Source organism: Microcoleus sp. FACHB-68, from assembly GCF_014695715.1.
Classification (GTDB): domain Bacteria; phylum Cyanobacteriota; class Cyanobacteriia; order Cyanobacteriales; family Oscillatoriaceae; genus FACHB-68.
The window spans coordinates 201,766-224,107 of record NZ_JACJOT010000018.1 but is presented as its reverse complement, the minus strand read 5'-3'; the positions used below and the strand labels follow the sequence as shown (position 1 = coordinate 224,107).

Sequence of the window (22,342 nt, the reverse complement as noted above, 5' to 3'; positions counted from 1 at the left end):
ACTGCCTCTGAAACTCTCAGACTCAGTCTCTAGACGCCATGCCAATTCAGACAGAACCCAAAGCTGGCCAATGCGTTTTTCCAAAATTTTGATTGCCAACCGAGGGGAAATCGCCCTCCGCATTCTCCGCACCTGTGAAGAGATGGGGATTGCTACTGTTGCGGTTCACTCCACCATTGACCGGCACGCCCTCCATGTCCAACTGGCTGACGAAGCCGTTTGCATCGGTGAACCCCCCAGTAACAAAAGCTATCTCAATATCCCCAATATCATTTCAGCCGCCCTGACTCGCAACGCCACTGCGATTCATCCAGGGTATGGGTTTTTAGCCGAAAACGCTCGATTTGCTGAAATCTGCGCCGATCACCAAATCACCTTTATTGGCCCTTCCCCAGATGGCATCCGCGCGATGGGCGATAAATCCACCGCCAAGGAAACCATGCAACGTGCCGGCGTTCCCACTGTGCCTGGAAGTGAGGGATTGCTGACGGATGAACGGGAAGCCCAGGAAATTGCCGGTAAAATTGGTTATCCCGTGATGATTAAAGCCACTGCCGGCGGCGGTGGACGCGGGATGCGCCTGGTGCGAGAAGAAAGCCAACTGCCTAAACTATTCCAAGCCGCCCAAGGTGAAGCAGAAGCCGCTTTTGGCAATCCAGGCGTTTATATTGAAAAATTCATCGAACGTCCCCGCCACATCGAATTTCAAATTCTCGCGGATAGCTACGGCAACGTGATCCACCTCGGCGAACGCGAATGCTCTATCCAGCGCCGGCATCAAAAACTCTTAGAAGAAGCCCCTAGCCCAGCCCTCACCCCCCAATTGCGAGAAAAAATGGGGGCGGCAGCCGTTAGAGTCGCTAAATCGATCAACTACATCGGTGCCGGCACGGTGGAGTTTTTACTTGACAATTCGGGTCACTTCTACTTCATGGAAATGAACACCCGGATTCAAGTCGAGCATCCCGTTACAGAAATGATCACCGGACTCGATCTAATCGCCGAGCAAATTAAAATCGCCCAAGGTGAAAAACTCCAACTCACCCAAGATCAAGTGGTGCTACGTGGCCATTCCATCGAATGCCGTATCAACGCTGAAGACCCCGATCACAACTTCCGTCCTTCTCCAGGGCGCATTACAGGGTTCTTGCCTCCCGGTGGCACCGGCGTGAGAATGGATTCCCACGTTTATACGGATTATGAAATTCCGCCCTACTACGACTCTTTAATTGGCAAATTAATTGTCTGGGCACCGGATCGAGCCGGCGCACTCCAGCGAATGAAGCGGGCGCTGCGGGAGTGTGCCATCACCGGCTTACCCACCACAATCGGCTTCCATCAAAGAATACTAGAGAACCCGGCTTTCATAGAAGGCGATGTCTACACCAATTTTGTTGAGCAGATGATGGGGAAATAATAGGTGATGGGGAATTAATTTTTTCGATTCCCCATGCCCTATGCCCTATGCCCTATGCCCCATTAACGCAACATCGTTAACAAGCCTTGTTGACCTAAAAGAATTTCCCGGATCAGGCTGAAAATACCCACCCAGATAATCGGGGTGATATCTACCCCACCAATGGGAGGGACGATTTTACGAGCCGGCACCAAAAACGGTTCAGTGGGCCACGAAACCAAATTAAAGGGCATTTGGTTGAGATTTACTTGGGGATACCAAGTCAAAACAATCCGAAAAATAAATAATAACGTCATCACGGCCAGCAAGGGGCCAAGAATCCAGGTCGCAATCGTTGCAGCAGTCATGGGCAGTTGAAATTCTTAAGTTTTGTAACTGTCTTTCATCTTTTATTGTATCTTCCCTAAGAGCCGGCAGCCCATTCAAGAATTTAGCGCCAGTAATAATAAAGGGATTTAACTCCTAAACTCCAGACGCTCAGGCTCATCGGGTGCGATAAGTCGGCCAGATTCACGCCGCGCTTAGATAACTGCCGGCTCGAATAGCTTCTCAATGGTGTAACAAATGATTAAAATCAAGATTAAAGAAATTTTTCTAAATAAGGAACCCAGAACTTATGACACCTTCACTCGCTAACTTTTTGTGGAGTCTGCTGTGGGGAACTGTAATTGTCCTCATCCCAGCAACCGTCGGTCTGCTTTTTATTAGCCAAAAAGATAAGGTTCGGCGCTCCTAAACCATCTGGGCCTAAAAAACCTCAGTTATCACCAAGGGCCATAACTAAAAAAACTGGCCTGGACTAAATAACTGGGGTTTTGTTATTGTTGAGAGCGAACTTTTTGGACGCACCCGTCAGTCAGCCGGTCGCTGCAAGCCGCCAGATAACCTAGCCACTGAGGTTCAGAACCCCTAACTAGAGGTGGAGATTTTGAGCGTGACTCGCTAACATAGGACTGACACAGGAGATAAGAAATGGTAAACGTCGGATTTAGCTGGAGCAGTCTGCTAGGCATTACGCTGGCGGTGGCGGGGGCAGCACTTTACTTTTTGCGCTCAGTGCGTCCCAGTCTCGCCCGCGATCACGACATTTTCTTCGCAGCAGTGGGTTTACTCTGCGGCGGGATTCTATTTTTCCAAGGATGGCGGCAAGACCCTATTTTGCAGTTCGGTCAATTCTTGCTGACGGGTTCCGCTATCTTCTTTGCCGTAGAAAGCATCCGCCTGCGAAATGTGGCGACACTGCAAGCAAAGCGGAACACACGCATTGTAGATGACGAACGACCCGTCAGCTCGGCATACACTTATGTGGATGCTGAACTCGATGAACTTGAACCGGCAGAAGAAATGCCCCCCAGAGCAAGGATACGGGGAACTCAAGAGTCCCGCCCTTCTCGCAGCAGTCAAGGGTATGAAGATGAGGGCCGGCGTCGCCCTCCCAAGCGCAGCAGAAATGATGACAGATATGGGCCGGAAGATGGCCCTCCTCCCAGCCGCAGCAGAAGTGATGACAGGTATGGGCCAGAAGATCCCCCGGCCTCCAGCCGCAGTAGAGGTGAAGATAGATACGGCACAGAAGCACAGCCTCGCAAGCGCCGGCCACGTCCAGGCGCAGAACGCCCGCCAGCAAGCCGAGCAGACGAGTGGGATGATTCGCCAGTAGAGACGGAAGAAAGACCCCCACGCGCCTCCTCAGCCGGCGCAAACCGCAAACCAAGCGATGGCGAAAGACCGAGAAGGAAACGTCCGCCACAAGAAGAAAGAACCAGCCGGCGGACTTCGGAAACAACAGATCCAACCCCAGGCGAATATGTTGATTTCCAACCCATAGACTCCCCGGATGATGAGCAGGACAATACAGGAAATTTCGATTACTAAATTTGTCCTTTGTCTGATGTTGTTGCCCATGACAACAGACAGAGGATAATTTCATTCTTGAAGCCGGTAACTTCTGGTGAACAGATTCACGCCCAAACAATCTATTCATCGCTGGCTCACCTTGAGCGTTGCGAGTTTAGCAGTCGCCTGTAGCCCCGTCAATCGCACCTTAGAACCCGTTGCAATTAACAGTCGCTATACTGACGAACAGCCGGCGCTTAGTGGCAATGGTCGCTTTTTAGCATTTGTATCTAACCGGGAAGGCAGCCGCAATATTCTGCTGTATGACCGGCAAACCCAGCAGTATGTCAATTTGCCCTACTTGAACCGGCCCGATGCCGTCGCCGACAGTCCCAGCATCAGCAATACAGCCCGTTATATTGTCTATATAGCCAGTGATCGAGGCCGGCCAGAAGTTGAACTCTATGACCGAGTTACAAAAAGGCCAGAAGTTTTAACGCGGGGATATGTCGGCTGGGTACGCAATCCCAGTATTAGCCCAGATGGCCGGTATATCGTGTTTGAGAGCGGGCGGCGCGGTCAGTGGGACATTGAAATGATAGACCGAGGGCCGACCATTGAATTGGATCGTCTTAATGGAGTCCCGTCAAAGTGAAAAGGCTCTAGGGTTTAGAAGCTAAGGGAATATCAAGTTCGCTCTTATCCCATCTTCCCGTCACCCCGTCACCCCCTCTTTTCCGCCTGTGAAACGCGCTATCTTTCTCCTGACTGTCGCCCTCACCGGCACGCTGAGCAGCTGCACCGGCTACCCCCGCATTCTCAGCTTTCCCTTCGATGCCGGAGGGCGAAGCTTAAACAGTCCAGCCGGTGAAGTTACGCCTCAGCTTGCCGGTCGTTATATTGTTTTTATCTCTGATCGCCAGCAAAGCCAAGACGTTTACCTTTACGATGCAGTTGAGCGCCGGCTCATCGATTTGCCTGGGTTAAACGCCCTCGATACCCTCGCTTCCCACCCCGCTGTAACAGAAGACGGGCGCTCAATTGTGTTTGCCGGCAGCCGTGAAGGGCGAGTGGATATCTATCTTTACAACGTACCTACTCGCCAGCTGCGGAACCTCACACCAAACCTTAAAGCTGAAGTTCGCAACCCTACAATTAGTGCCGATGGCAGCACCATTGCCTTTGAAGCCGGTGCACAGGGTCAGTGGAATATTACACTTATAGATGCCTCTGGAAACCCTATAAATACCCCAGATGCGCCTCGCTAAACTCAAGCAACTTTAAATTTAAAAATGTAGATAGCTCGCTCAGTGCCGGCGCTACTACGAACGCAGATACAGGGTGAAAATCCTTTTCTCTATAAGATTCCTAAATTTTAAACCCTAGCCTATAGCGGATAAACGCAGATATCAGTACATTGATCTGTGTTTATCTGTGGTGACAATTTTGATTTCTAATGCCGCCACTCGTTCCGGAAACTCAAGATGAGATTAGGAACGAGTAATCAGTGCTGAGCGTCTTAGCGAAAAAGATAGCGAACGTTGCCAACTTATAAAATAATCCACTCATAAAAACAGTAATTATAACCGCATTATTAAAACTTCGCCTTTCTTTGCGCTTTCCTTGGCGACCGTTGAATTAAAAAATAAAATTATTTATTAATAGGAGTCAAACTATGAATACTAAACTCTTGCCTCTGGCGACATCTGGCATTTTAGCAATTGCAACAGTCATCGGCTCAATCACCATTCCAGCCCTCGCCCCTGCCGGTTTGCTGCCCTCAAGCCGTGCCTTCGCCCAAGACGTAGATGAACAAACCAATATTCGCGTTTACGAAGTCGCCAGTCCTGCCGTCGTCTCCATCGATGCCGGCAGCAGTAACGGCAGTGGCACTATTATTAGCTCTGAAGGTCTGGTGCTAACCAACGCCCACGTTGTCGCCGGATCTCCCCGCAATGTCAGCGTGATTTTATCCGATGGCCGGCGAGTCCAAGCCGAAGTTATTGCCTTTGGTGAGAAGGATCTAGACTTAGCCGTTCTCAAGATTCGGGGACAGAATAACCTGCCCACCATTCCCCTAGCACCTTTGGGTTCCGTCAGAGTGGGCCAGCGAGCCTATGCCATCGGCAATCCCTTCGGACGATTTCAGGGAACCTTTACCGTCGGCATCGTCAGCCGCATCGACCGGCAGCGCGGCTTGATCCAAACAGACGCCGCCATCAATCCCGGCAACTCAGGCGGCCCACTGCTCAACAGTCAGGGAGAATTAATTGGCGTTAACACCGCCATTTTTACAGGTCGTCAAGGCGGCAACATTGGCATCGGTTTTGCCATGTCCCTAGACCGAGTGCAGCCTTTCCTGACAGCAGTCCGGGAAGGACGCGCCCCCCGTGTCTCTCAGGTACAGCAGCAAGCGACCGCTTCGACTAATAACAACTACAAACCCCAGCAAATCGCGCTCAATGGGGCACCCGTCAGCGGCAGACTTGGACCCGGTTCCCTCGTTTTACGGGCAGATAACAGCTTTTTCAACATTTACACATTTCAGGGGAAAGCCGGCCAGCGGATCTCGATTGAAATGGACAGCCAGGAGATCGATCCTTTTTTAATCCTACTCAGCCCTAACGGTCGCGATCTTGGGCAAGATGATGACGGAGGCGGCGGTAACAGCGCCAAAATTGAGGCAACCCTCCCGGGAAACGGCACCTATACGTTGATTGCCAATTCCTCTCAGCCGGGAGAATCCGGGTCTTACAACTTGCGAATCGTTGCCAGTGGTGCCGGCGGTGATACCAGAGGCAATGCCAGGAATCAAGGCCAGCAGGGGAACGTGATCGCGCGGCTAGAAAGCGTTCTCGGTCCCGGCGCGTCTGTTCTTCCCTCTGACGGCAGTTTGTTCCGGCAGACGACCTTTACAGGCCGTGGCGGCCAGTCTGTAACGATTAGCCTAGAAAGTCCTGAGTTTGACACCTATCTCGTCCTGCTCAGTCCAGAGGGTAAAGTTCTTGCACAAAATGACAATGCCGGTGCTGACACAACCAATTCTGCAATTACAGCGACTTTGCCCCGCAGCGGTGTTTACCGCGTGGTTGTTAATGCGCGGGACAGACAAGGCCGAGGCCGGTATACTCTTACCATTCGTTAAACCGTCACGGAGGAAAGTCAGGTTTAGTCGGGTAAATTTTTTCTTGAGGAACCCGACCGAGGTAAATTCCCCATATCTAGACTATTCTCTAACAAATTGACCGAGGGAAAAACTGCGATTGCAATGCGATTTCTTCCCTGCCTTTTAGCTTGATAAAGTGCTTTATCAGCCACACCAATTAGTGTTTCAGGCGAACATTCTTGAGTAGGAATTGTCGTAGCTAATCCCAAACTCAACGTCACATATTGGCTCACCGAAGATTGAGCATGGCCAATCCTAAGCTCTTGGATAGCTAAGCGCATTGCTTCAGCCACGGCGGCTGCCGCCTCAGCGCTTGTATTGGGCAAAATCACCGCAAATTCTTCTCCACCGTATCGGGCAAGTAAATGTGCCGAACTCTGAATTGCTCGGTTTAATGCTCGGGCAATCTGCTGCAAACAATCATCTCCAGCTTGATGCCCATAAGTATCGTTATAGTTTTTAAAATAATCAACATCACACAAAATTAAAGACAGGGGCTTCATCTCCCGCGCCTGCCGCACCCACTCTTGGGATAAATACTGGTCAAACCGGCGGCGATTGGCTACTTGGGTTAAGCCATCTAAGGTCGCGAGGCGCTCTAACTCTCGATTGGCTTTTTGCAGAGCGGCTTCGGCTCGCTGACGAGCGGTGATATCAGAAAATGAAGCAACGACTGCATAAGGTAAAGTTGCACCGGCTCGCAACAGCGGTTGGCAATTAATTGAAATCCAGATCAGTGTCCCATCCGGTTTGTGCAAGCCCATAATTGCATTAGACTGGGGCAAGCCGGTTCGCAAAGCAATCGTGGTTGGATGATATTGTGTTGGAAAAGGAGAACCATCTTCGCGGATCGCTCGCCAGCGCAAAGTGGTATAATTTCGCCCCATTATCTGTTTGGAAGAAAGCCCCAAAATCCTCTGTGCGCTTGCATTACAGGCACTGATGCGTCCATTCGCCTGAACGAGAACAATTCCCTCTGCCATCGCCGCAATCACTGAGCGATAACGCTCCTCACTCTCGCGCAGCGCCTCCTCTGCCCGCACGCGGTAGGTGATATCACGTGCCACGCAAATCACAGAGTTTTGGGAAATGGGAGCAATACTTGTGGCAAACCAAACTTCTCGCTCTTTTATCATCAAGCTGTATTCAAAATTGACAGTCTCTTGAGTGCCAAGCGCAGTTTGGATGTGAGCCATAAAAATATCTGCCGACGTTCTGGGAAAAATTTCGTAGACGGTCTTACCCATCAATTCTTCAGCCGGTTTATATAACAGTGCTGGATTTGTCGGTGCGACTTTGAGATGGCGTCCCTGGGCGTCAATTACGAAGATCAGTTCGCTCATTCCCGCAAACAGTGCTCTCAATTCAGCCTCAGCTTGCTGGAGTGAAGCTGTGCGCTGCTCAACCCGCAGCTCTAGCTGATAATTTGTCGTTTCCAAGGCAGTAAACGACTCGCGCAGCTGTCGTGCCATTTGGTTAAACGCACCCGCCAGAACCCTCAGTTCATTTACCCCTCTAAATTCAATATTTTGATCAAGTTCTCCGCCGGCAATGGCTTTGGATGCTTCACTCAAATGGTGTATAGGCTGAGTAATCCAGCGAGCGGTCAAAATTCCCATCACTGTAGCTAACGCTAAAGCAGCCAGCCCTAAGGCGATAGAACTGCGGTTGTTGGCGTGTATTTGCTCCATGAAGTCAGCTTCTGGAACGACGACAACAATTAACCAGTCCAAACCTCGATTGTCACGCAACGGAGTTATCTGAAGGAATTCCTGCTGATCCTCTAGCTGGAAGGTCAGAGACTGGCTACTATTAATTTCGTTAAGATTGCCAAAGCGCTCGATTAAATACTTTGCAGTGGAGCGAATTAAAATATCTTTGCTTTCGGTCGCTTTCATCCGTTGTGCCTGACCGTTTCGCATGACAAACGGCTTATCAAGCGTGGAAGAAGCAATCAATAATCCCGAACGTTCTACGATAAAGCTCTGTGCGGAAGGACTAATTTTTAAGTTGCGGAGAAAGTCACCAATTTGTGAGAGAAATAACGTCGTTCCTAAGACTCCTAACTTCTTGCCGTTTTTGTCGTAGACAGGAAGAATGGCATCGGTTACAACTTCCGCCGTGCCGTAGCCGAGGTAAAGTGGACTCCAGCCCGGTTTCCCTTGTTGCATCGCGGCTTTATACCAAGGCCGTTTTCGAGGATCGTAGGGTCCATTATCTCTTAAACGTTTGTCTCGGTGGCCTTTGCTATTTACCGTGTAGGTATAGAAGTGATTTTTGGTGGAGGCGTCGGCGGCTTCAATGTTAAGGGTGCCATCATCACGAACTCGCGCCACGCCAACAAACTCTCCAAACTCATTGCCCCATTGAATATAGCCCACCGCTTTAAACAAGTTGAGCTGTTTTAAAAAGTAGCTCTCGATGTTGCTTAAGTCTCGCGGACGCAATAAACCCTGCTCAATAGCATCGAGGTTTATCTGATTAACAATGTGGGGGGTTTCTAAGTAGGGGCGAAAGCGTTCTTCGATGCGGGCCGTGGCTGCGGTTTGCAACTGAGCAGTCAGCTCACTCACTGCCTTTTGCCCGTTGCGAAACGATAGCCAGCCGGTCAGTCCCACTGCGGCAAAAATTTGTAAGAGGAAGGGGATAACGAGGACAATGCGAAGCGGCACTTTTGTAGAAAGCTGCGTCGCATTACTGATCAGCAATTTCAGTAACATTTTGACCCTGGAGCCTTAAGGGAGCCAAACATTGAAACTACAAAAAATAACGCGCTGACGTAATAGTTGCTCCGTTTAACCATCGGAGTTTGTTTCAATGTATTACTCTATTTAAATGTCCAGCGTTGTTTTTTGTATGTTTGCTGTGATTAGAAGTGAATAAAGCGAGTGACTCGCAGCCACTCGCTTCGTTTCTTTAGCGTAGCCCCAGCCACGTGAAGAAATCTTGACGGGTGAAAAATTCCAGCACCAGAAGCGCCACAAATCCTAGCATGGCAAATCGCCCGTTAATTTGCTCTGCATAGGCAGTCCAGCCAAAGGCCGGTTCAGGTTGGTTATAAGATTCGGTTTGAGTGGGTGCCGGCGCGGACGGTGTTTCTGGCTTCATAGTTTTTCAGGGGTTTCTTGACTTTCTTGAGCCGACTGTTGCTCTAAACTTTGTACGGATTCAATCAGCGATCGCACAACCGCTGCTCCTTCCGACGGTTCAAATGATAAAGGAAATTTGCGTTTTGCCAACATCCGCAACCCTAATGGGCCGAGGCTGGCTAATCCTTTGATATCACGGAAACTGTTCCCGACAACTTGCAAACCGAACTTGCGCTCATCGATCCAACCACCTTCTTTGACGAGATTGATTAATACTTTGCGGTGGCGGATTTGCCGGCTATCTTGGGCGGTTTTGCGCTCAAGAATTTCTTGTTTGATTTTGCCGATTTGATCCATTGGTGCGACTTCCATCGGACAGACGGCGTTGCAGTAATAGCAGCGGGTACAACCCCAGACGCCGGCGGTGCCTTGGTTGTATTGTTCCAACCGGCTTTCTGTCTGGCCATCGCGGGAGTCTGCCACCATCCGGTAAGCTTTCGCGAGGGCGTGAGGACCGACAAACTGTGGATTGACTTCGCGGGCGTTGCACTCGGAATAACAGGCACCGCAGAGAATGCAATTGCCGGTTTGATTCAGTTGTGCCCGTTCCTCTGGGGTTTGCAGGAACTCACGTTCTGGAACTTGTCGTGCGCCGGTGCTGACATACGGATCGACTGCCTGGAGGTTATCCCAGAAACTGGCCATATCCACGACCAGATCCTTAACCACCGGCATATTGCCCATTGGCGCGATGGTAATTTCTGGGATGCCGTCTGCCGGTGTTCTGGGGGGTGCATCTTGCCCGCCTTTGTTTTTGAGGAGGGCATCCTGTCCTTCCTGTGCCGGCACTTGGGCAGCCTGATTTGCAATTTGCTGTAATCTCGCGAGTTCGCTGCCCACATTCTCCTTACAGGCTAGCGCGGAGCGCCCATCAATTCGCATGGAACAGCTGCCGCAGATGGTGTTGCGGCAATTTTTGCGAAACGCTAGGGTTCCATCTTGCTCCCACTTAATGCGATTGAGGCAATCTAAAATTGTATTGCCCGGTTCCACCTCCAGCGTGTAAGTCTGAATGCGAGGAGAGGAATTTTGATTTTGTCGAACGACCTTAAAACGAACTTGCATAGTTGCTACTCCACCAATCCCGTATAGGGGGATGCTTAGACCATTGTATGCCGGTTAATTCATCAGTTGTGTCGCAGTTATATCCTTATTCAACCCCAGTCGGCAACTTATAGCCATTAGCAATTAATAAAAGGTGAGAATGTTAAATTAAAGCTGTTGCCAGTTGAGGGCTTTGCCAATGACAGTCTCAATTCTCGCCTCAACCCAAATTGAATACCCCGATGAAGATGGCTTACCAATGGCTGAAAGTGATTTCCAGCGCGATTATTTAATGGCTGCTGTTAAATTGCTGGAAATTCACTTCCAGAACCGGCCTGATGTTTACGTTTCTGGAAATCTCTTTATTTACTACGAAGAAGGAAATCCCCAGTCGGTTGTCGCTCCCGATACTTTTGTTGTTATTGGGGTGGAAAAATGCCAGCGCCGTTCCTACAAAACTTGGGAAAATGGGGACAAAACCCCTGATTTTGTGCTAGAAATCACGTCAATGAGTACCCGCAGTCAAGACCAAGGCGCGAAAAAAGGTATTTATGCTTTTTTAGGGGTACGAGAGTATTTTCAGTACGATCCAACCGGCGATTATCTTGATCCTCAACTTCAGGGACTACATCTGGTTGAAGGCAATTATTTTCCAATGCCTCAAACAAGTTTGCCAGATGGGACAAGTTCGGTATCCAGTGAAGTTTTAGGGTTAGATTTGCGAGTTTTGCCAGATGGTAAACTTCGCTTTTACAATCCGACAACAGGTGAATTTTTGCTCACCCATGAAGAAACTGAGCAGGCGCGACGGGAGGCTGAGGCAGCGCGGCAGGAGGCTCAAGAGCGAGCGCAGCGATTAGCCGCTAAACTGCAAGAGTTGGGAATCGATCCAGATGCACTTTAATAAGAGTTGGCGCTCGATTAATGGGGGATGCTGAGGGAAAAGCAATCTCTATGCCGGCTCAAAGCGACTGCACCACAGAAACACGCCCTCGCAAATCGAGCATTTCCACCCGTTAACATCTAGCCGGTGGAAGTGCCAAGATAGTTAACGTAGCCCCTCAGAATTCCCCAAGTCCCATGCAAACCGAACCTCTCTACACCCGCTTGCCCAAAGTTCCGATGTGGCGACGGGCGTGTGCCCTGTTCGTCGATATCCTGCCGGTTTGGCTGCTCAGTTCGCTACTGGTCAATAGTTTTATTCTTGACTTTCTGGTTTGGCTGGGGCTAAGAGTGCTACTGGTGTCGGCAAATCAGGGGCAAAGTCTGGGACGCTGGGCATTTGACATGAAGGTGGTAGACGAACGTTTCGGGAAGTCACCCGGACTGCTAGAGTTAACCAAGCGGGAAGTCCTCACCGGCATTGGAGCTAGCTTGGCCGTGTTTGGTGTTACCAACCTCAATCCCTCAACGGCCCAATACTTGCTGCTAATCGTTCCTTTGCTGCTCGATTGTAGTCTCGCTTACTTCGACCCCATGCGAAAGCAGGCATTTCATGATCGCTTTGCCGCTACGATGGTGGTGTCAACACGCCGGGGTTACTCGCTGGATATTAAAGTTAAAAAATGGGTTGCTCAGTTGCGCCGTTTTGTGAAACAATAGATATTTGTGTTTAATTCTGTACCCCTTCTGATTTTGTAAAAATATGGCTAAGGGTGTCCGCATAATCGTAACCTTGGAATGCACCGAGTGCCGCAGCAACCCAGACAAGCGTTCTGCCGGCGTCTCTCGGTACACCACCACCAAAAACCGCCGCAACACGACGGCTCGTCTAGAACTGAAAAAGTTCTGCACACACTGCAACAAACACACCGAACACAAAGAAATTAAGTAGTCATGAATCATGCGTCAGTCCTCAAAAAACTGACAAATGATAAATGACAACCGACAACCGACAACTGACAACCGACAACTGATAACTGCTATGGCTTATTTCCGCCGCCGTGTTTCCCCCATTAAACCTGGCGATCCGATTGATTACAAAGATGTCGATTTGCTGCGTAAATTTATCACAGAGCGTGGGAAAATTTTGCCACGCCGCATTACAGGTTTGACAGCCAAACAACAGCGAGACATGACACAAGCAATCAAGCGGGCTAGGCTGATTGCTTTATTGCCCTTCATCAACCAAGAAGGATAACTCATTGAGTGGCCAGCGCTGAGTGCAGAGTTTAGTTGTTAGCTGTTAGTTGTAAAAAACTGAGAGCTAATAGCTGATAGCTAAACCTCATTGCTCATCGCTCAAAATCCAAAATATAACTATTCAAAAATCGCATAGAAGCTTGTGGACAAAGGAACGCTGATCGAATTTCGGCTGCACGGAGAGCGTCGGCTCGCTGTGGCAGAATGTCCAGATGGGAAAAAGAACTGGAAAGTAACCGACGAACAGGGTCTATCCCACAGCATTCCTCCCCGACAGCTCAGTTATGAAGTGAAAGGGGCGACTTACAAACCTTCAGAAATTGCCCTTTTTAAAAAAGAAATCCAGCCCTATCTAGACCCATCTAGTTTAGAGGTGGCTTGGGAATTTTTAGTTGAAGAAAATCAGTCAGTGGAGCCGGCAGAAATGGCTCAACTGCTATTTTCCGATCAAACGCCGGCTCAGTGCTACGCGGCTTATTATTTATTGTCTGAAGATAAACTTTATTTCAAGCAAAAAGGCGACCGTTACGAACCGCGCTCAGCGGTTATGGTGGCCGAACTAAAACACCAGCAAGAAGTAGAAAAGCAGCGGCAGCAAGAGTGGCAAGAATTTTTAGAGCGGGTACAACACCGGCTCTGTGGAAAACTGGTGGAGTGGCAAAGCAGCGATCGCGTTCGCATTGAAGCCCTAGAAAGGGTTGCGGTATTAGGAGATGAAGCTTCTCACCGCGCTCCCGCCCTAGAAACACTAGCAGCATTGAAACGCCCCGAAACTCCTCAAGGGGCTTTTCAGCTTTTGGTAGATTTAGGACAGTGGACTGTGCACGAAAATTTATCTTTACGGCGCAGTCAAACTCCGACTCACTTTTCTACCAAGGTGCTGGATGTGGCTCAAAGTTGTTTGAATTCTCCGCCTCCCGATCCTGACACAAATCGGCTGGATCTGACCCATCTTAAGGTGTACACCATCGACGATGAAAGCACCCAAGAAATTGATGATGGGTTGAGTCTGGAATATTTGGAGGATGGGCGAGAACGCTTATGGGTTCATATCGCCGATCCAACTCGGTTGCTGTCGCCTGGGGATGACTTAGATTTGGAAGCGCGCCGGCGCAGCACTACATTGTATCTGCCCACCGGCATGATCCCAATGTTCCCCCCAGAATTGGCAACCGGCCCAATGAGTTTGGTGCAGGGACGCATTTGTTATGCGCTCAGTTTTGGCATCATTTTGGATGAAACAGGGGGCGTGCGGGAATACACCATTCACCCAAGCTCAATCAAACCGACTTATCGGCTCACCTACGAAGATGTGGATGAGATGCTGCATCTGGATCTGCGAACAGAACCAGAAATCTCTGCAATTGCTCAGTGGGCAAAACGCAGACAGACATGGCGGTTATCCCAAGGGGCGATCAGCATCTCCATGCCCGAAGCCATCATTAAAGTTCATGAGGACGATATCACCATTGACGTGATGGAAGACTCGCCCTCACGGCATCTGGTGGCAGAAATGATGATTTTAGCCGGCGAAGTGGCAGCTCGTTACGGTCAGACCCACAGCTTGGCCCTGCCGTTCCGCCATCAACCCCAACCGGAACTGCCTTCAGATGAAGAACTAATTCTGCTGCCGGCAGGGCCAGTGAGAGCTTGTGCGATTCGCCGGTGTATGCCCCGTAGCGAGATGAGTATCACACCGGCACGTCACGCGAGTTTGGGTTTAGATACTTATACTCAAGTCACCTCGCCCATTCGCCGGTATACCGACCTGCTCGCTCACTTTCAACTAAAAGCTCACCTGCGCGGCGATCCCCTGCCCTTTTCGGCAGAACAGATGCAAGAGTTGGTGATGAGTGTGAGTGCGGCTGTGAAAGAGGCAACCTCAGTGGAACGTCAAACCCAACGTTATTGGGGCTTGGAATACCTGCGCCGGCACACAAATGAAGTTTGGCAGGCATTGGTGCTGCGCTGGCTCAGAGAAGACGATAATTTAGGGCTGATTCTGTTAGAAGAATTAGGCTTAGAGTTGGCTTGGCGTTTTCCCCGTTCTGTGACACTGGGCGAACGCTTAGAAATCAAGGTGAGCTACGCAGATCCGCGCAAAGACGAGATTCACTTCCAAGAATTAGTCGCTCAGCCGGCGCAGCACGCAGCTCACTAATGGTTAATCTAATTTCCGCTGAGTTCATGGGAAAAAGTCACTTTATTAAGTAACTTTGTAAATAACAGCCAATCTCTTCCGTATAAAGCATGATAGGTTATCGCCGTTTGTGATAGCTGAAGTCATGTCACTTCAACCTGAGCGCTCCATCAGAATTGAACTCAACATCCAAGCCGAGCACCCAGAGTTATTAGAAGGTTTGGATTTGTGGCTGCGTCTGGGGCTGATTTCTGATGCCCAAGTGAAGCAGTTGTGCCGGCAGTATCTCACCTGTGGATTAGCCTACCAGCCTGTCGTTGTGCCGGCAGAAAAAGAAAGAGACATAACGGTAGAGGAAGCGCCGCCTCCAGCGAAACGCCGCACGCCGCAACCTGTACACTCACTGATGGCAGAACTCAGCGTCCGGTGGCTGCTGTTTCTGGGCGTTTTCATGGTGGTGGTGTCTTCAGGGTTGCTTGCCGCTAGTCAGTGGGAACGCTTTCCGGCATTTGGGCAATACGGCGTTTTGCTGGCTTATACTTTAGTGTTTTGGGCGGTCAGCTACTGGGCAAACCGGCAGCGAAATTTACAGTTAACCGCTCAAACCTTGCAACTCGTTACCCTCCTCTTAGTGCCGGTGAATTTTTGGGCGATGGATGGGTTTCGGTTGTGGAATAATCCCCTGGAATGGCTAACCGTTGCCATTGCGACGGCTTCTCTCACCGGCATCACGGTTTTGCTGCTGAAAAATCAACCCAATGCTTCCCGTCTTGCCCTGATTAATACGTTGGGACTCAGTTACCTGCACTGGGGTTGGAAATTGCCGGCACTTCCCGTTCCCCTGATTGCCGTTTATGCCGGTACAGTCGGAACTTCCCTCGCCACATTTTATCAATACCGGCGCATTTCTCCTCAAACCCCAGAACCTCCTGCCGGCACTGAGGAACAAGCTTCTAACAATATCCAAAAATATGCCCTAACTGGGGCAGCCGTCGTCGCTTATGCCTTAACAATTTTACTGTTCCGGGCGATATTTGTAGCCCGCGTGCCGGTCAATCAGTTGGGGTTAGCGATAGGCATTTGCGGTTGGCTGTTTGCATGGCTATCTCAGCAGGAAACCACCAACCTCACCCCCTCACCTTCTCCCCGTCTTGCCCCGTGGGAACAGATGGGTGCCATTTTAATGCTGATAGGCTGGCTGGTTGCTGTTATGACAGAACCCTGGCAAGCGTTTGGCGTGAGTGGGCTGTTGTTGTGGTTTTTAACCAGTCGTTTGCGCCGGCATTGGCAGCAGGATGATTTAACCGGCATTTACATCATTGGCTTGCAAAGCGTTTGGCTAGCTTGGCGGTTAATTCCAGAGGCAACCCAGCAATGGGCGATCGCCACCGGCACCCAGTTAGCCGGCATTCCCGCAGATGCGCCTTGGGCTTTATTGAGCCTCGCCCTGTTTCCCTATCTAATTTTCATGGTGTGGGTGACAGATTGGCTGCGCCGCCGGCAGAAATTGCCACTTGCCCGCTTTAGCGAACAGCTAGCACTGATATTTGGGACTTGTTTAACGCTGCTGAGTTTACCCTCTGCCTTATTGCGAACGCTCAATTTAGTGGCTTCGACACTCACTTTGGCAGTTCTGACTTGCCGGCAGACGCCCACTAGAGTCGTGCCGGTGTACCTCACCCATATTGCCGGTTTATTAACCATTTGTTCAGCAATTGATTGGATTTGGCCAAATCTCAGTTTAGGCGTTTGGGCGACCATTTTATTAGGGTTGGCAATTGCTGAATGGTTAGTCAGTTTGTATTCAGAATCAAAAATTGGAAATGAAGAATCCAGCGAGCAAAATCTATCTCTATTTATTAATAAAAACAGTAGTTGGTATCTAGGATTAGTGCTTGCCGGCATCAGTTATTTTTTACTTCTCAATAATTACTCTAACTTCCTTAACAACATTGGGAACAGCGATCCAGAATGGGGTCTTGTTTGGCTGATTGCGCCCCTTGCGCTTACGGGGATTGCCAGCCGGTTAAACACATCCCGACGCCCAATTTCTGCGTGGTTGAGTACATCTGCCTTATTCATGGCACAAATCCTCACAGTACAGATGCCGGCAACCCGATTAATTGGTTTGGGTGTCGCCACCGGCTTGATGTTTCTCAACACGCGATATTTAAGGCAATTAAGCGCTGCTATTATCACCCTAGGATTTGGGCTGAGTTTCTTTTACGCCCGACTTTATGAAGGCATTGCCGGTTTTGCCCGACTAACAGCAAATGGCTGGTTTGTTACTGTTGCCGGCACCTTTGCTGTTTTATGGCTATTACGGAGTTTACTGCTCCTCGCCTCTCCTCCAAAAATCGAAGGAGAAAAACCTTCACTCACGGCAATTTACGCACCGGCAGCAGATGCTTGGGCGATTGTATTGGGTGGTGTTGAGCTGTTAATTTTGACGTTTCACTCGTTTGCAGTTTACTGGAAATGGCTCGATCCGAGTGTTCTGGTTTTGATTGCTGCCGGTATTACGCTAGCTGCAATTTTCTATCGTGGCTGGCGGCAACCTTCCAACTGGATGCTTTACAGTTTTGGTTGGGGTTTAGAAGTTTTGGCAGCAGAAACCCTTGGCTTTTTTGGGCGTGAGGTGATTCATTTAGCGATTGCGAATATCGCTTTGGGTTTGATTTTCCAATTGATAGGAGATTGGTGGCAAAGACGTGCCGGCACAGAAAATTTTCCCAGCAGTTGGCACATTTTGCCCCTGCTATATGGCGGTTTGGGTGCGCTATTACGTTGGGGAATTTTTGCAAACTGGACGGGTTTAACGTCTTTGGGTTTAGCCTTAATTGCCATTGGTGTGGGACGCCGGACTCAAAAACTCAAATTTTTAGTTTACTTGGGTTTAATTGGGGCGTCGGTTTCTGCCTATGAAATTCTGGAATATCGAATTTCATCCCTGCCTGCCGGTGATCAATTAATCGCAATGGCTGCTTTAGGAACAAGCATTTTATATACTTATCGCGTACTGAATTTTTGGTTGAGCGATTATTTGCGTTTAAGCAGAGAGGAACTGAAGTTTTTCGCACATTTGCATTGGGCAATTAGCAGTTGCTTCTTGCTTTTAGCTATCAGCTATCCGATTACATCTTACGATTTGGTGGGATTAGGTGCCGGCATTGTTTTAACGCGCTACGCGATTATGCAAGGGCGCGACAACTCTAGTTTAGTTCAGGCGGAAAGCTGGGTTTATTTAGGGATTTTAGAAGCTGCCGGCATCGGAATTTATATGAGCAATAAGCTGCAACTAGCAGCACTATTGCTTCCGTGGGCTGCTGCGATTGCTGCTGCAATTTCTTGTTTTCTCTACGCCTTACCTTGGGAAAATTGGGGCTGGCCAAAAAGACCGTGGTTGCGTTCCGCAGTTGTCATTCCAACCGCAACGGCATTATATAGCAGTCCCACAATTAATCCAACCAGTTTGTTGTTAGTGGCTGGATTTTATCTTTTCCTGGCGCAACTAAATCGGCAAATTCGCATTACCTATCTCAGTGTCTTTTTTATCAATTGGGCGCTGCTTCGCTGGTTTGTGACGTTAAATCTCACCGATGTTTTAGCCTATACAACTCCACCCGCGCTTTCCTTACTTTATCTCGCCCAAGTCGATCCAAGTTTAAAATCAGTAGAACAAAGAGAATTGCGCCACATCCTGCGACTGCTGGGCACCGGCACGATTTGCTTTGTGGCTTTATTCACTTCTAATTGGTTTGTCTGTGGTGTATTGAGTGTTGTGGCAATTTTTGCAGGGTTAACCTTAAGAATCCGGGCTTTTTTATATGTCGGAACTGTAACTTTTTTACTCAACGCAATTAATCAGTTAGTCATTCTCAGCTTAGATTATTCGTTTATGAAATGGATCATCGGTTTGCTCGTTGGCATTGCTTTTATTTCCATTGCTGCCAATTTTGAAACGCGCCGGGAGCAAATTGTCGCTTTTGTCCAGAATTGGATTGAGGAATTACAAGAATGGCAGTAAATAATAAGTCCTGTGTTTTAAGGTAACCCTACTTATTGCCAAAATAAATTTTTTAGATTTAACCACAGATAAGAACGCATCATGCCGGCAGGCATAGACAAAGCATTTATCTGCGGTTAAATCTAACCATTGAGTGAGTCGAATACACCCCTAAAAATCACTCAAAGCTTAAGGCTTATGAGAGGTAATCAGGAGCAAGCGCAACTGACTCAGGTTTGTTCCTCGCCGTTGATAGCGTTGGAGCAATATCGAGGGAACCCAACTGGTTGAGAATGCCATCAAAGCGCATGATTAAATTGTTGGATTTCTCAGCGACATAAAGGTTGGCACCGTCGAATGTAATATCAACAGGATTTCCTAATTTCGAGTTTGCGCCGGCAATTTGGGCGCGAACTGCAACATTGCCATTTGCCGCACCGGCATTATTAATTACAAACAGTTGTCCGTCAGTTGCACTCATGGCACTGCCGACATCTGAAAGCAGCAATGTGTCTGAAGATTCCACGTAGATAATTCCATGCAAGTTGATAGATGCTTTTGCCGTTCCTGTCGGATCGAACGGAGTGATCACTCGTGTTGGGCCGTTGGCACCTTGGGTAACAGAATACTGGTCATAAACGAGTACAGTGCCATCGGTGGCGGCGACAAACAATCGATCTTGTGATGGCGCATAATCAACATCCCAAGGCCGGCGTCCGCCAAGGTCGGTTGTCTTGAATACGGGTGCCACATCGCCTTGCGCTTGGGTACTAAAGGCGAGAATTGCCGGTGTTGCGGCATTATTTTCGGCAACAAAAACCAGACCTAAACTATCAGCAACCTCGACGCCTTTCGGACTAACCATGCCGGTGTTTACACCTGTAATTAGTCGGTCACGCGACGCACTAAATGTGCCGCCATTTCGGCTTTCTGCCTGCCGGTTTACGACTAAAATTCCGCCGTTGGTGTCATTGGTATCAAAGGTAATAAAGGCATCGCCTGTTTGGTCGAAGGTGATGTTTTCTACGCTTGCCACCCCATTAGCGGTGTTAAATGTCGTTTGGGTGGTTTGCAAATTCGTAGAAAGCCGTGCGACGAAGTCAGTGGCACCGGCAGATGGGGGGTTGCTAGTTGTAACGATGGAATTGATAAGCGTGCCTGTAGACTCGATATCGGTGACATCAGGATTAGCCGGCCCTTGAGAAAGTTGAGCAACTAAAGATTCTGGCTTGATTTGGCTGACACTGACTTGAGGCGCAATATCGCCGCTCGGTCCATTAAAGATATTCCTGAAAATCAACAGCCGATCTTTTGCTTTTTCTGCAACTTGAACATCGTTGCCGGTCAAGATCATATCCACTGGATTACCCAGTTGAGTAGCCGGCCCTTCTAGGGTGCGAGATGGAACCACGTTGCCATCAGCGGCGCTGGCGTTGTTGATGACATAAATTCGCCCGTCACTGTTAAAATTGGAGCTTTGCATTGCTGTAGCCGCGCCAACATCAGTAACGACTAATTGATTGCGATTGGGTTCATAAACAATGCCGTGAAGATTCGTAGAAACTTTAGTTCCACTCGCATTTACGAGGTTAATTCTTCGAGAGCTGCCGGCACCGATATTGCTGCCATTTCCAATGTAATTATCGAAGACGCTAACAGTTCCATCGACTAAGGCGACGAACAGCCGGTCTGCGTTTTCATCATAGGCAACGTCCCAAGGTTTGGCCGGCAAAGCGGTGGTCGCAACCGGCGGCACATTCCCTCCGGCGGCGGTTCCAAATACTTTCACATCCCCTGCACCATTGTCTGCAACAAGAATAAATCCTGCTTCCTGCGCGATGGCGATGCCTTTAGGATTGAGCAAGCCGGTTTGAGATCCGGCAATTTCACGGTCTTTTAAAGCTGTAAATGCGTCACCGTTTGCCCGGTTGGCGATTTGAGAAATGGCGCGAATACTGCCGGCACCGGCTGTTACGTCACCGGCTTGATAAAGATTACCGAGTTCATCGAGTTCTACGCCTTCATTGTTGCCGGCGTCAAATCGTTTTTGGAAGTTTAAAGTTCCTATAAACTGATCAACATCGCCAACGTTACCTGTGCCGTTACTAGAAACGTAAATTGCTGAAGGATTGACGGTTTCTCCACCGCCGCTACGTCCTTCTGCAATGCCAAACCGAATGTAATGTTCAATCGCACTCTTACGATTTCCGTTGCTGACATCTGCTGCTACGTCAGCATTATTTTGTAGATAAAAGTTGGGATTAAATTGAGAACTGGGTTGGCGGTTGTTTTCAAATTGACCGTAAACGACGTAATGCTCAATCGCTGAAGTTCCCCCTGATGAGACTGCGGTTGCTACATCTGAATTGTTCTGGAGATAAAAATCGGGATCGAACAAAAATTGGGAGGTGCGGTTGGTTTCAAATTGACCGTAAACGACGAAATGCTCGATTGCCGAGGTTCCGCCTGATGAGACTGCCGTTGCTACATCTGCATTGTTTTGCAGATAAAAATTGGTGTCGAATAGCGCATTCGGGTTACGGTTGGCTTCAAATTGACCGAAACCCATGTATTGCTCAATCGCTGTAGTTGCGCCGGCTGCTACAGCGGCTGCTACGTCTGCATTGGTTTCTAGATAGTAACTTTCGTCAAAAAATGGGTTGACTTCGCGGCTTTCAAATTGCCCATTCTCGATGAAGTGTTCGATGCCGGTGATCACGTCTTTATCAACGTCTGCTTTAACGTCTGGATTTTGATCTAAATAAAAGCCGGTGTCGAAGATAGCGTTAGGATTTCTGCCTTCAAATTGACCATGCAAAATGAAGTGGTCAAACGCATTGCCAGTTACATCTGAATTGGTATCAATATAATAGCCTTGATCAAAAAAGGCGCTAGGATTACGCCCCTCAGATTTACCGTATAACTCGAAGTGTTCATACCCGTTGTTATAAATGCCGGCGTTAACTGCTATTGCTACATCCTGGTTCTGGGATAAGTAAAAGTTTTCATTGAACAGCCCTTGCGCGTCTAACATAAGTGATGATCCGAAATACAAAGTACAAACAAACTGAAAACTAGAATCGTCTCTGGTGCGATCCCGAAGCTGGATGGAGTGCTAAAGGGCTACTTTCACAGCTAAAGCAGTGGTGAGCGCAGCTAGAGCAATACAGTTGCAAGATTTTACCACAAAGCGTACTCATCCTTATTTTTTAGTGAATGATTTGCATTTTGCCTCTCGTCGATCAAACGTTTGTGAAGAACCCACTAAAATTGTGAAAAAAAAATGAAATTAGGATTTAATAGGTTTTAGATTTTCTAGCCTTCGGGAATTTACAACACCTATTTCAGCCTATATTTAAAAACATTATTAATTAATATTTAAAAACCTTAAAATATTGAAAATTAATCTAGAATTTTTATAAAGACATAGTTTAACACGTAC

Annotated in this window: 17 protein-coding genes; 12 read left to right on the top strand and 5 right to left on the bottom strand. The window is 48.7% G+C overall.

Features of this window, described 5'->3' with window-relative positions:
• Positions 1 to 70: 70 nt before the first annotated feature.
• The gene (gene accC / locus H6F73_RS24700) at positions 71 to 1,417 is read left to right on the top strand and encodes an acetyl-CoA carboxylase biotin carboxylase subunit (protein ID WP_190761415.1); all 1,347 of its coding nucleotides are present in this window, start codon (positions 71 to 73) and stop codon (positions 1,415 to 1,417) included.
• Positions 1,418 to 1,479: 62 nt separating this feature from the next.
• Here accC and H6F73_RS24695 read toward each other — a convergent pair whose 3' ends face one another.
• Positions 1,480 to 1,764, bottom strand: coding sequence for a YggT family protein (locus H6F73_RS24695; protein ID WP_190666491.1), 285 nt, complete (start codon positions 1,762 to 1,764; stop codon positions 1,480 to 1,482).
• Positions 1,765 to 2,033: 269 nt separating this feature from the next.
• Here H6F73_RS24695 and H6F73_RS24690 point away from each other — a divergent pair, with 269 nt between their 5' ends.
• The 5 genes from H6F73_RS24690 (at position 2,034) to H6F73_RS24670 (ending at position 6,398) form a co-directional block, all read left to right on the top strand.
• Positions 2,034 to 2,153 carry a photosystem II reaction center X protein gene (locus H6F73_RS24690; protein ID WP_190761414.1) on the top strand — a complete coding sequence of 40 codons (120 nt, stop codon included), beginning with the start codon at positions 2,034 to 2,036 and terminating at the stop codon, positions 2,151 to 2,153.
• Between the two features lie 236 nt (positions 2,154 to 2,389).
• Positions 2,390 to 3,292 (top strand): Ycf66 family protein, encoded by a 903-nt coding sequence (locus tag H6F73_RS24685; RefSeq protein WP_190761413.1) that lies wholly within the window; start codon positions 2,390 to 2,392, stop codon positions 3,290 to 3,292.
• A 76-nt stretch (positions 3,293 to 3,368) separates the two neighbouring features.
• Positions 3,369 to 3,908 carry a PD40 domain-containing protein gene (locus H6F73_RS24680; RefSeq protein ID WP_190761412.1) on the top strand — a complete coding sequence of 180 codons (540 nt, stop codon included), beginning with the start codon at positions 3,369 to 3,371 and terminating at the stop codon, positions 3,906 to 3,908.
• Between the two features lie 88 nt (positions 3,909 to 3,996).
• Positions 3,997 to 4,521, top strand: a complete 525-nt coding sequence (locus H6F73_RS24675; RefSeq protein ID WP_190761411.1) for a PD40 domain-containing protein — start codon at positions 3,997 to 3,999, stop codon at positions 4,519 to 4,521.
• Between the two features lie 407 nt (positions 4,522 to 4,928).
• Positions 4,929 to 6,398, top strand: a complete 1,470-nt coding sequence (locus tag H6F73_RS24670; protein ID WP_190761410.1) for a trypsin-like peptidase domain-containing protein — start codon at positions 4,929 to 4,931, stop codon at positions 6,396 to 6,398.
• Between the two features lie 23 nt (positions 6,399 to 6,421).
• Here H6F73_RS24670 and H6F73_RS24665 read toward each other — a convergent pair whose 3' ends face one another.
• The 3 genes from H6F73_RS24665 to H6F73_RS24655 all read right to left on the bottom strand — a co-directional run bounded on the left by H6F73_RS24665 (position 6,422) and on the right by H6F73_RS24655 (position 10,633).
• A complete protein-coding gene (locus H6F73_RS24665) occupies positions 6,422 to 9,139 on the bottom strand; it encodes a diguanylate cyclase (protein WP_190761409.1) in 2,718 nt (905 codons plus the stop codon).
• 196 nt (positions 9,140 to 9,335) lie between these two features.
• Entirely contained in the window at positions 9,336 to 9,527 is a 192-nt protein-coding gene (locus tag H6F73_RS24660) for a chlorophyll a/b-binding protein (RefSeq protein WP_190761408.1), read from the bottom strand.
• Entirely contained in the window at positions 9,524 to 10,633 is a 1,110-nt protein-coding gene (locus H6F73_RS24655) for a succinate dehydrogenase/fumarate reductase iron-sulfur subunit (RefSeq protein WP_190761407.1), read from the bottom strand. Before H6F73_RS24655 ends, H6F73_RS24660 begins: the two co-directional genes overlap by 4 nt.
• Positions 10,634 to 10,811: 178 nt before the next feature.
• Between H6F73_RS24655 and H6F73_RS24650 the strand changes: the two genes are divergently transcribed.
• The 6 genes from H6F73_RS24650 (at position 10,812) to H6F73_RS24625 (ending at position 18,921) form a co-directional block, all read left to right on the top strand.
• A complete protein-coding gene (locus H6F73_RS24650; protein WP_190761406.1) occupies positions 10,812 to 11,516 on the top strand; it encodes a Uma2 family endonuclease in 705 nt (234 codons plus the stop codon).
• A 176-nt stretch (positions 11,517 to 11,692) separates the two neighbouring features.
• Positions 11,693 to 12,214, top strand: coding sequence for an RDD family protein (locus H6F73_RS24645; protein ID WP_190761405.1), 522 nt, complete (start codon positions 11,693 to 11,695; stop codon positions 12,212 to 12,214).
• A 43-nt stretch (positions 12,215 to 12,257) separates the two neighbouring features.
• A complete protein-coding gene (rpmG, locus tag H6F73_RS24640) occupies positions 12,258 to 12,446 on the top strand; it encodes a 50S ribosomal protein L33 (protein ID WP_190761404.1) in 189 nt (62 codons plus the stop codon).
• 90 nt (positions 12,447 to 12,536) lie between these two features.
• Complete coding sequence (gene rpsR, locus H6F73_RS24635; protein WP_190761606.1) at positions 12,537 to 12,752, top strand: 30S ribosomal protein S18; 216 nt, start codon at positions 12,537 to 12,539, stop codon at positions 12,750 to 12,752.
• A gap of 144 nt (positions 12,753 to 12,896) precedes the next feature.
• Positions 12,897 to 14,915 carry an RNB domain-containing ribonuclease gene (locus tag H6F73_RS24630; RefSeq protein ID WP_190761403.1) on the top strand — a complete coding sequence of 673 codons (2,019 nt, stop codon included), beginning with the start codon at positions 12,897 to 12,899 and terminating at the stop codon, positions 14,913 to 14,915.
• 124 nt (positions 14,916 to 15,039) lie between these two features.
• Positions 15,040 to 18,921 (top strand): DUF2157 domain-containing protein, encoded by a 3,882-nt coding sequence (locus H6F73_RS24625; protein WP_190761402.1) that lies wholly within the window; start codon positions 15,040 to 15,042, stop codon positions 18,919 to 18,921.
• A gap of 175 nt (positions 18,922 to 19,096) precedes the next feature.
• On the opposite strand, the gene H6F73_RS24620 is transcribed toward H6F73_RS24625, so the two are convergent.
• Complete coding sequence (locus tag H6F73_RS24620; RefSeq protein WP_190761401.1) at positions 19,097 to 21,934, bottom strand: hypothetical protein; 2,838 nt, start codon at positions 21,932 to 21,934, stop codon at positions 19,097 to 19,099.
• Positions 21,935 to 22,342 lie beyond the last annotated feature (408 nt).

Bases quoted from the DNA above. Each gene is read 5' to 3' on its own strand.
- accC (WP_190761415.1), top strand. From the start codon at position 71: ATGCGTTTTTCCAAAATTTTGATTGCCAACCGAGGGGAAATCGCCCTC.
- H6F73_RS24695 (WP_190666491.1), bottom strand. From the start codon at position 1,764: ATGACTGCTGCAACGATTGCGACCTGGATTCTTGGCCCCTTGCTGGCC.
- H6F73_RS24690 (WP_190761414.1), top strand. From the start codon at position 2,034: ATGACACCTTCACTCGCTAACTTTTTGTGGAGTCTGCTGTGGGGAACT.
- H6F73_RS24685 (WP_190761413.1), top strand. From the start codon at position 2,390: ATGGTAAACGTCGGATTTAGCTGGAGCAGTCTGCTAGGCATTACGCTG.
- H6F73_RS24670 (WP_190761410.1), top strand. From the start codon at position 4,929: ATGAATACTAAACTCTTGCCTCTGGCGACATCTGGCATTTTAGCAATT.
- H6F73_RS24665 (WP_190761409.1), bottom strand. From the start codon at position 9,139: ATGTTACTGAAATTGCTGATCAGTAATGCGACGCAGCTTTCTACAAAA.
- H6F73_RS24660 (WP_190761408.1), bottom strand. From the start codon at position 9,527: ATGAAGCCAGAAACACCGTCCGCGCCGGCACCCACTCAAACCGAATCT.
- H6F73_RS24655 (WP_190761407.1), bottom strand. From the start codon at position 10,633: ATGCAAGTTCGTTTTAAGGTCGTTCGACAAAATCAAAATTCCTCTCCT.
- H6F73_RS24650 (WP_190761406.1), top strand. From the start codon at position 10,812: ATGACAGTCTCAATTCTCGCCTCAACCCAAATTGAATACCCCGATGAA.
- H6F73_RS24645 (WP_190761405.1), top strand. From the start codon at position 11,693: ATGCAAACCGAACCTCTCTACACCCGCTTGCCCAAAGTTCCGATGTGG.
- rpmG (WP_190761404.1), top strand. From the start codon at position 12,258: ATGGCTAAGGGTGTCCGCATAATCGTAACCTTGGAATGCACCGAGTGC.
- rpsR (WP_190761606.1), top strand. From the start codon at position 12,537: ATGGCTTATTTCCGCCGCCGTGTTTCCCCCATTAAACCTGGCGATCCG.
- H6F73_RS24625 (WP_190761402.1), top strand. From the start codon at position 15,040: ATGTCACTTCAACCTGAGCGCTCCATCAGAATTGAACTCAACATCCAA.
- H6F73_RS24620 (WP_190761401.1), bottom strand. From the start codon at position 21,934: ATGTTAGACGCGCAAGGGCTGTTCAATGAAAACTTTTACTTATCCCAG.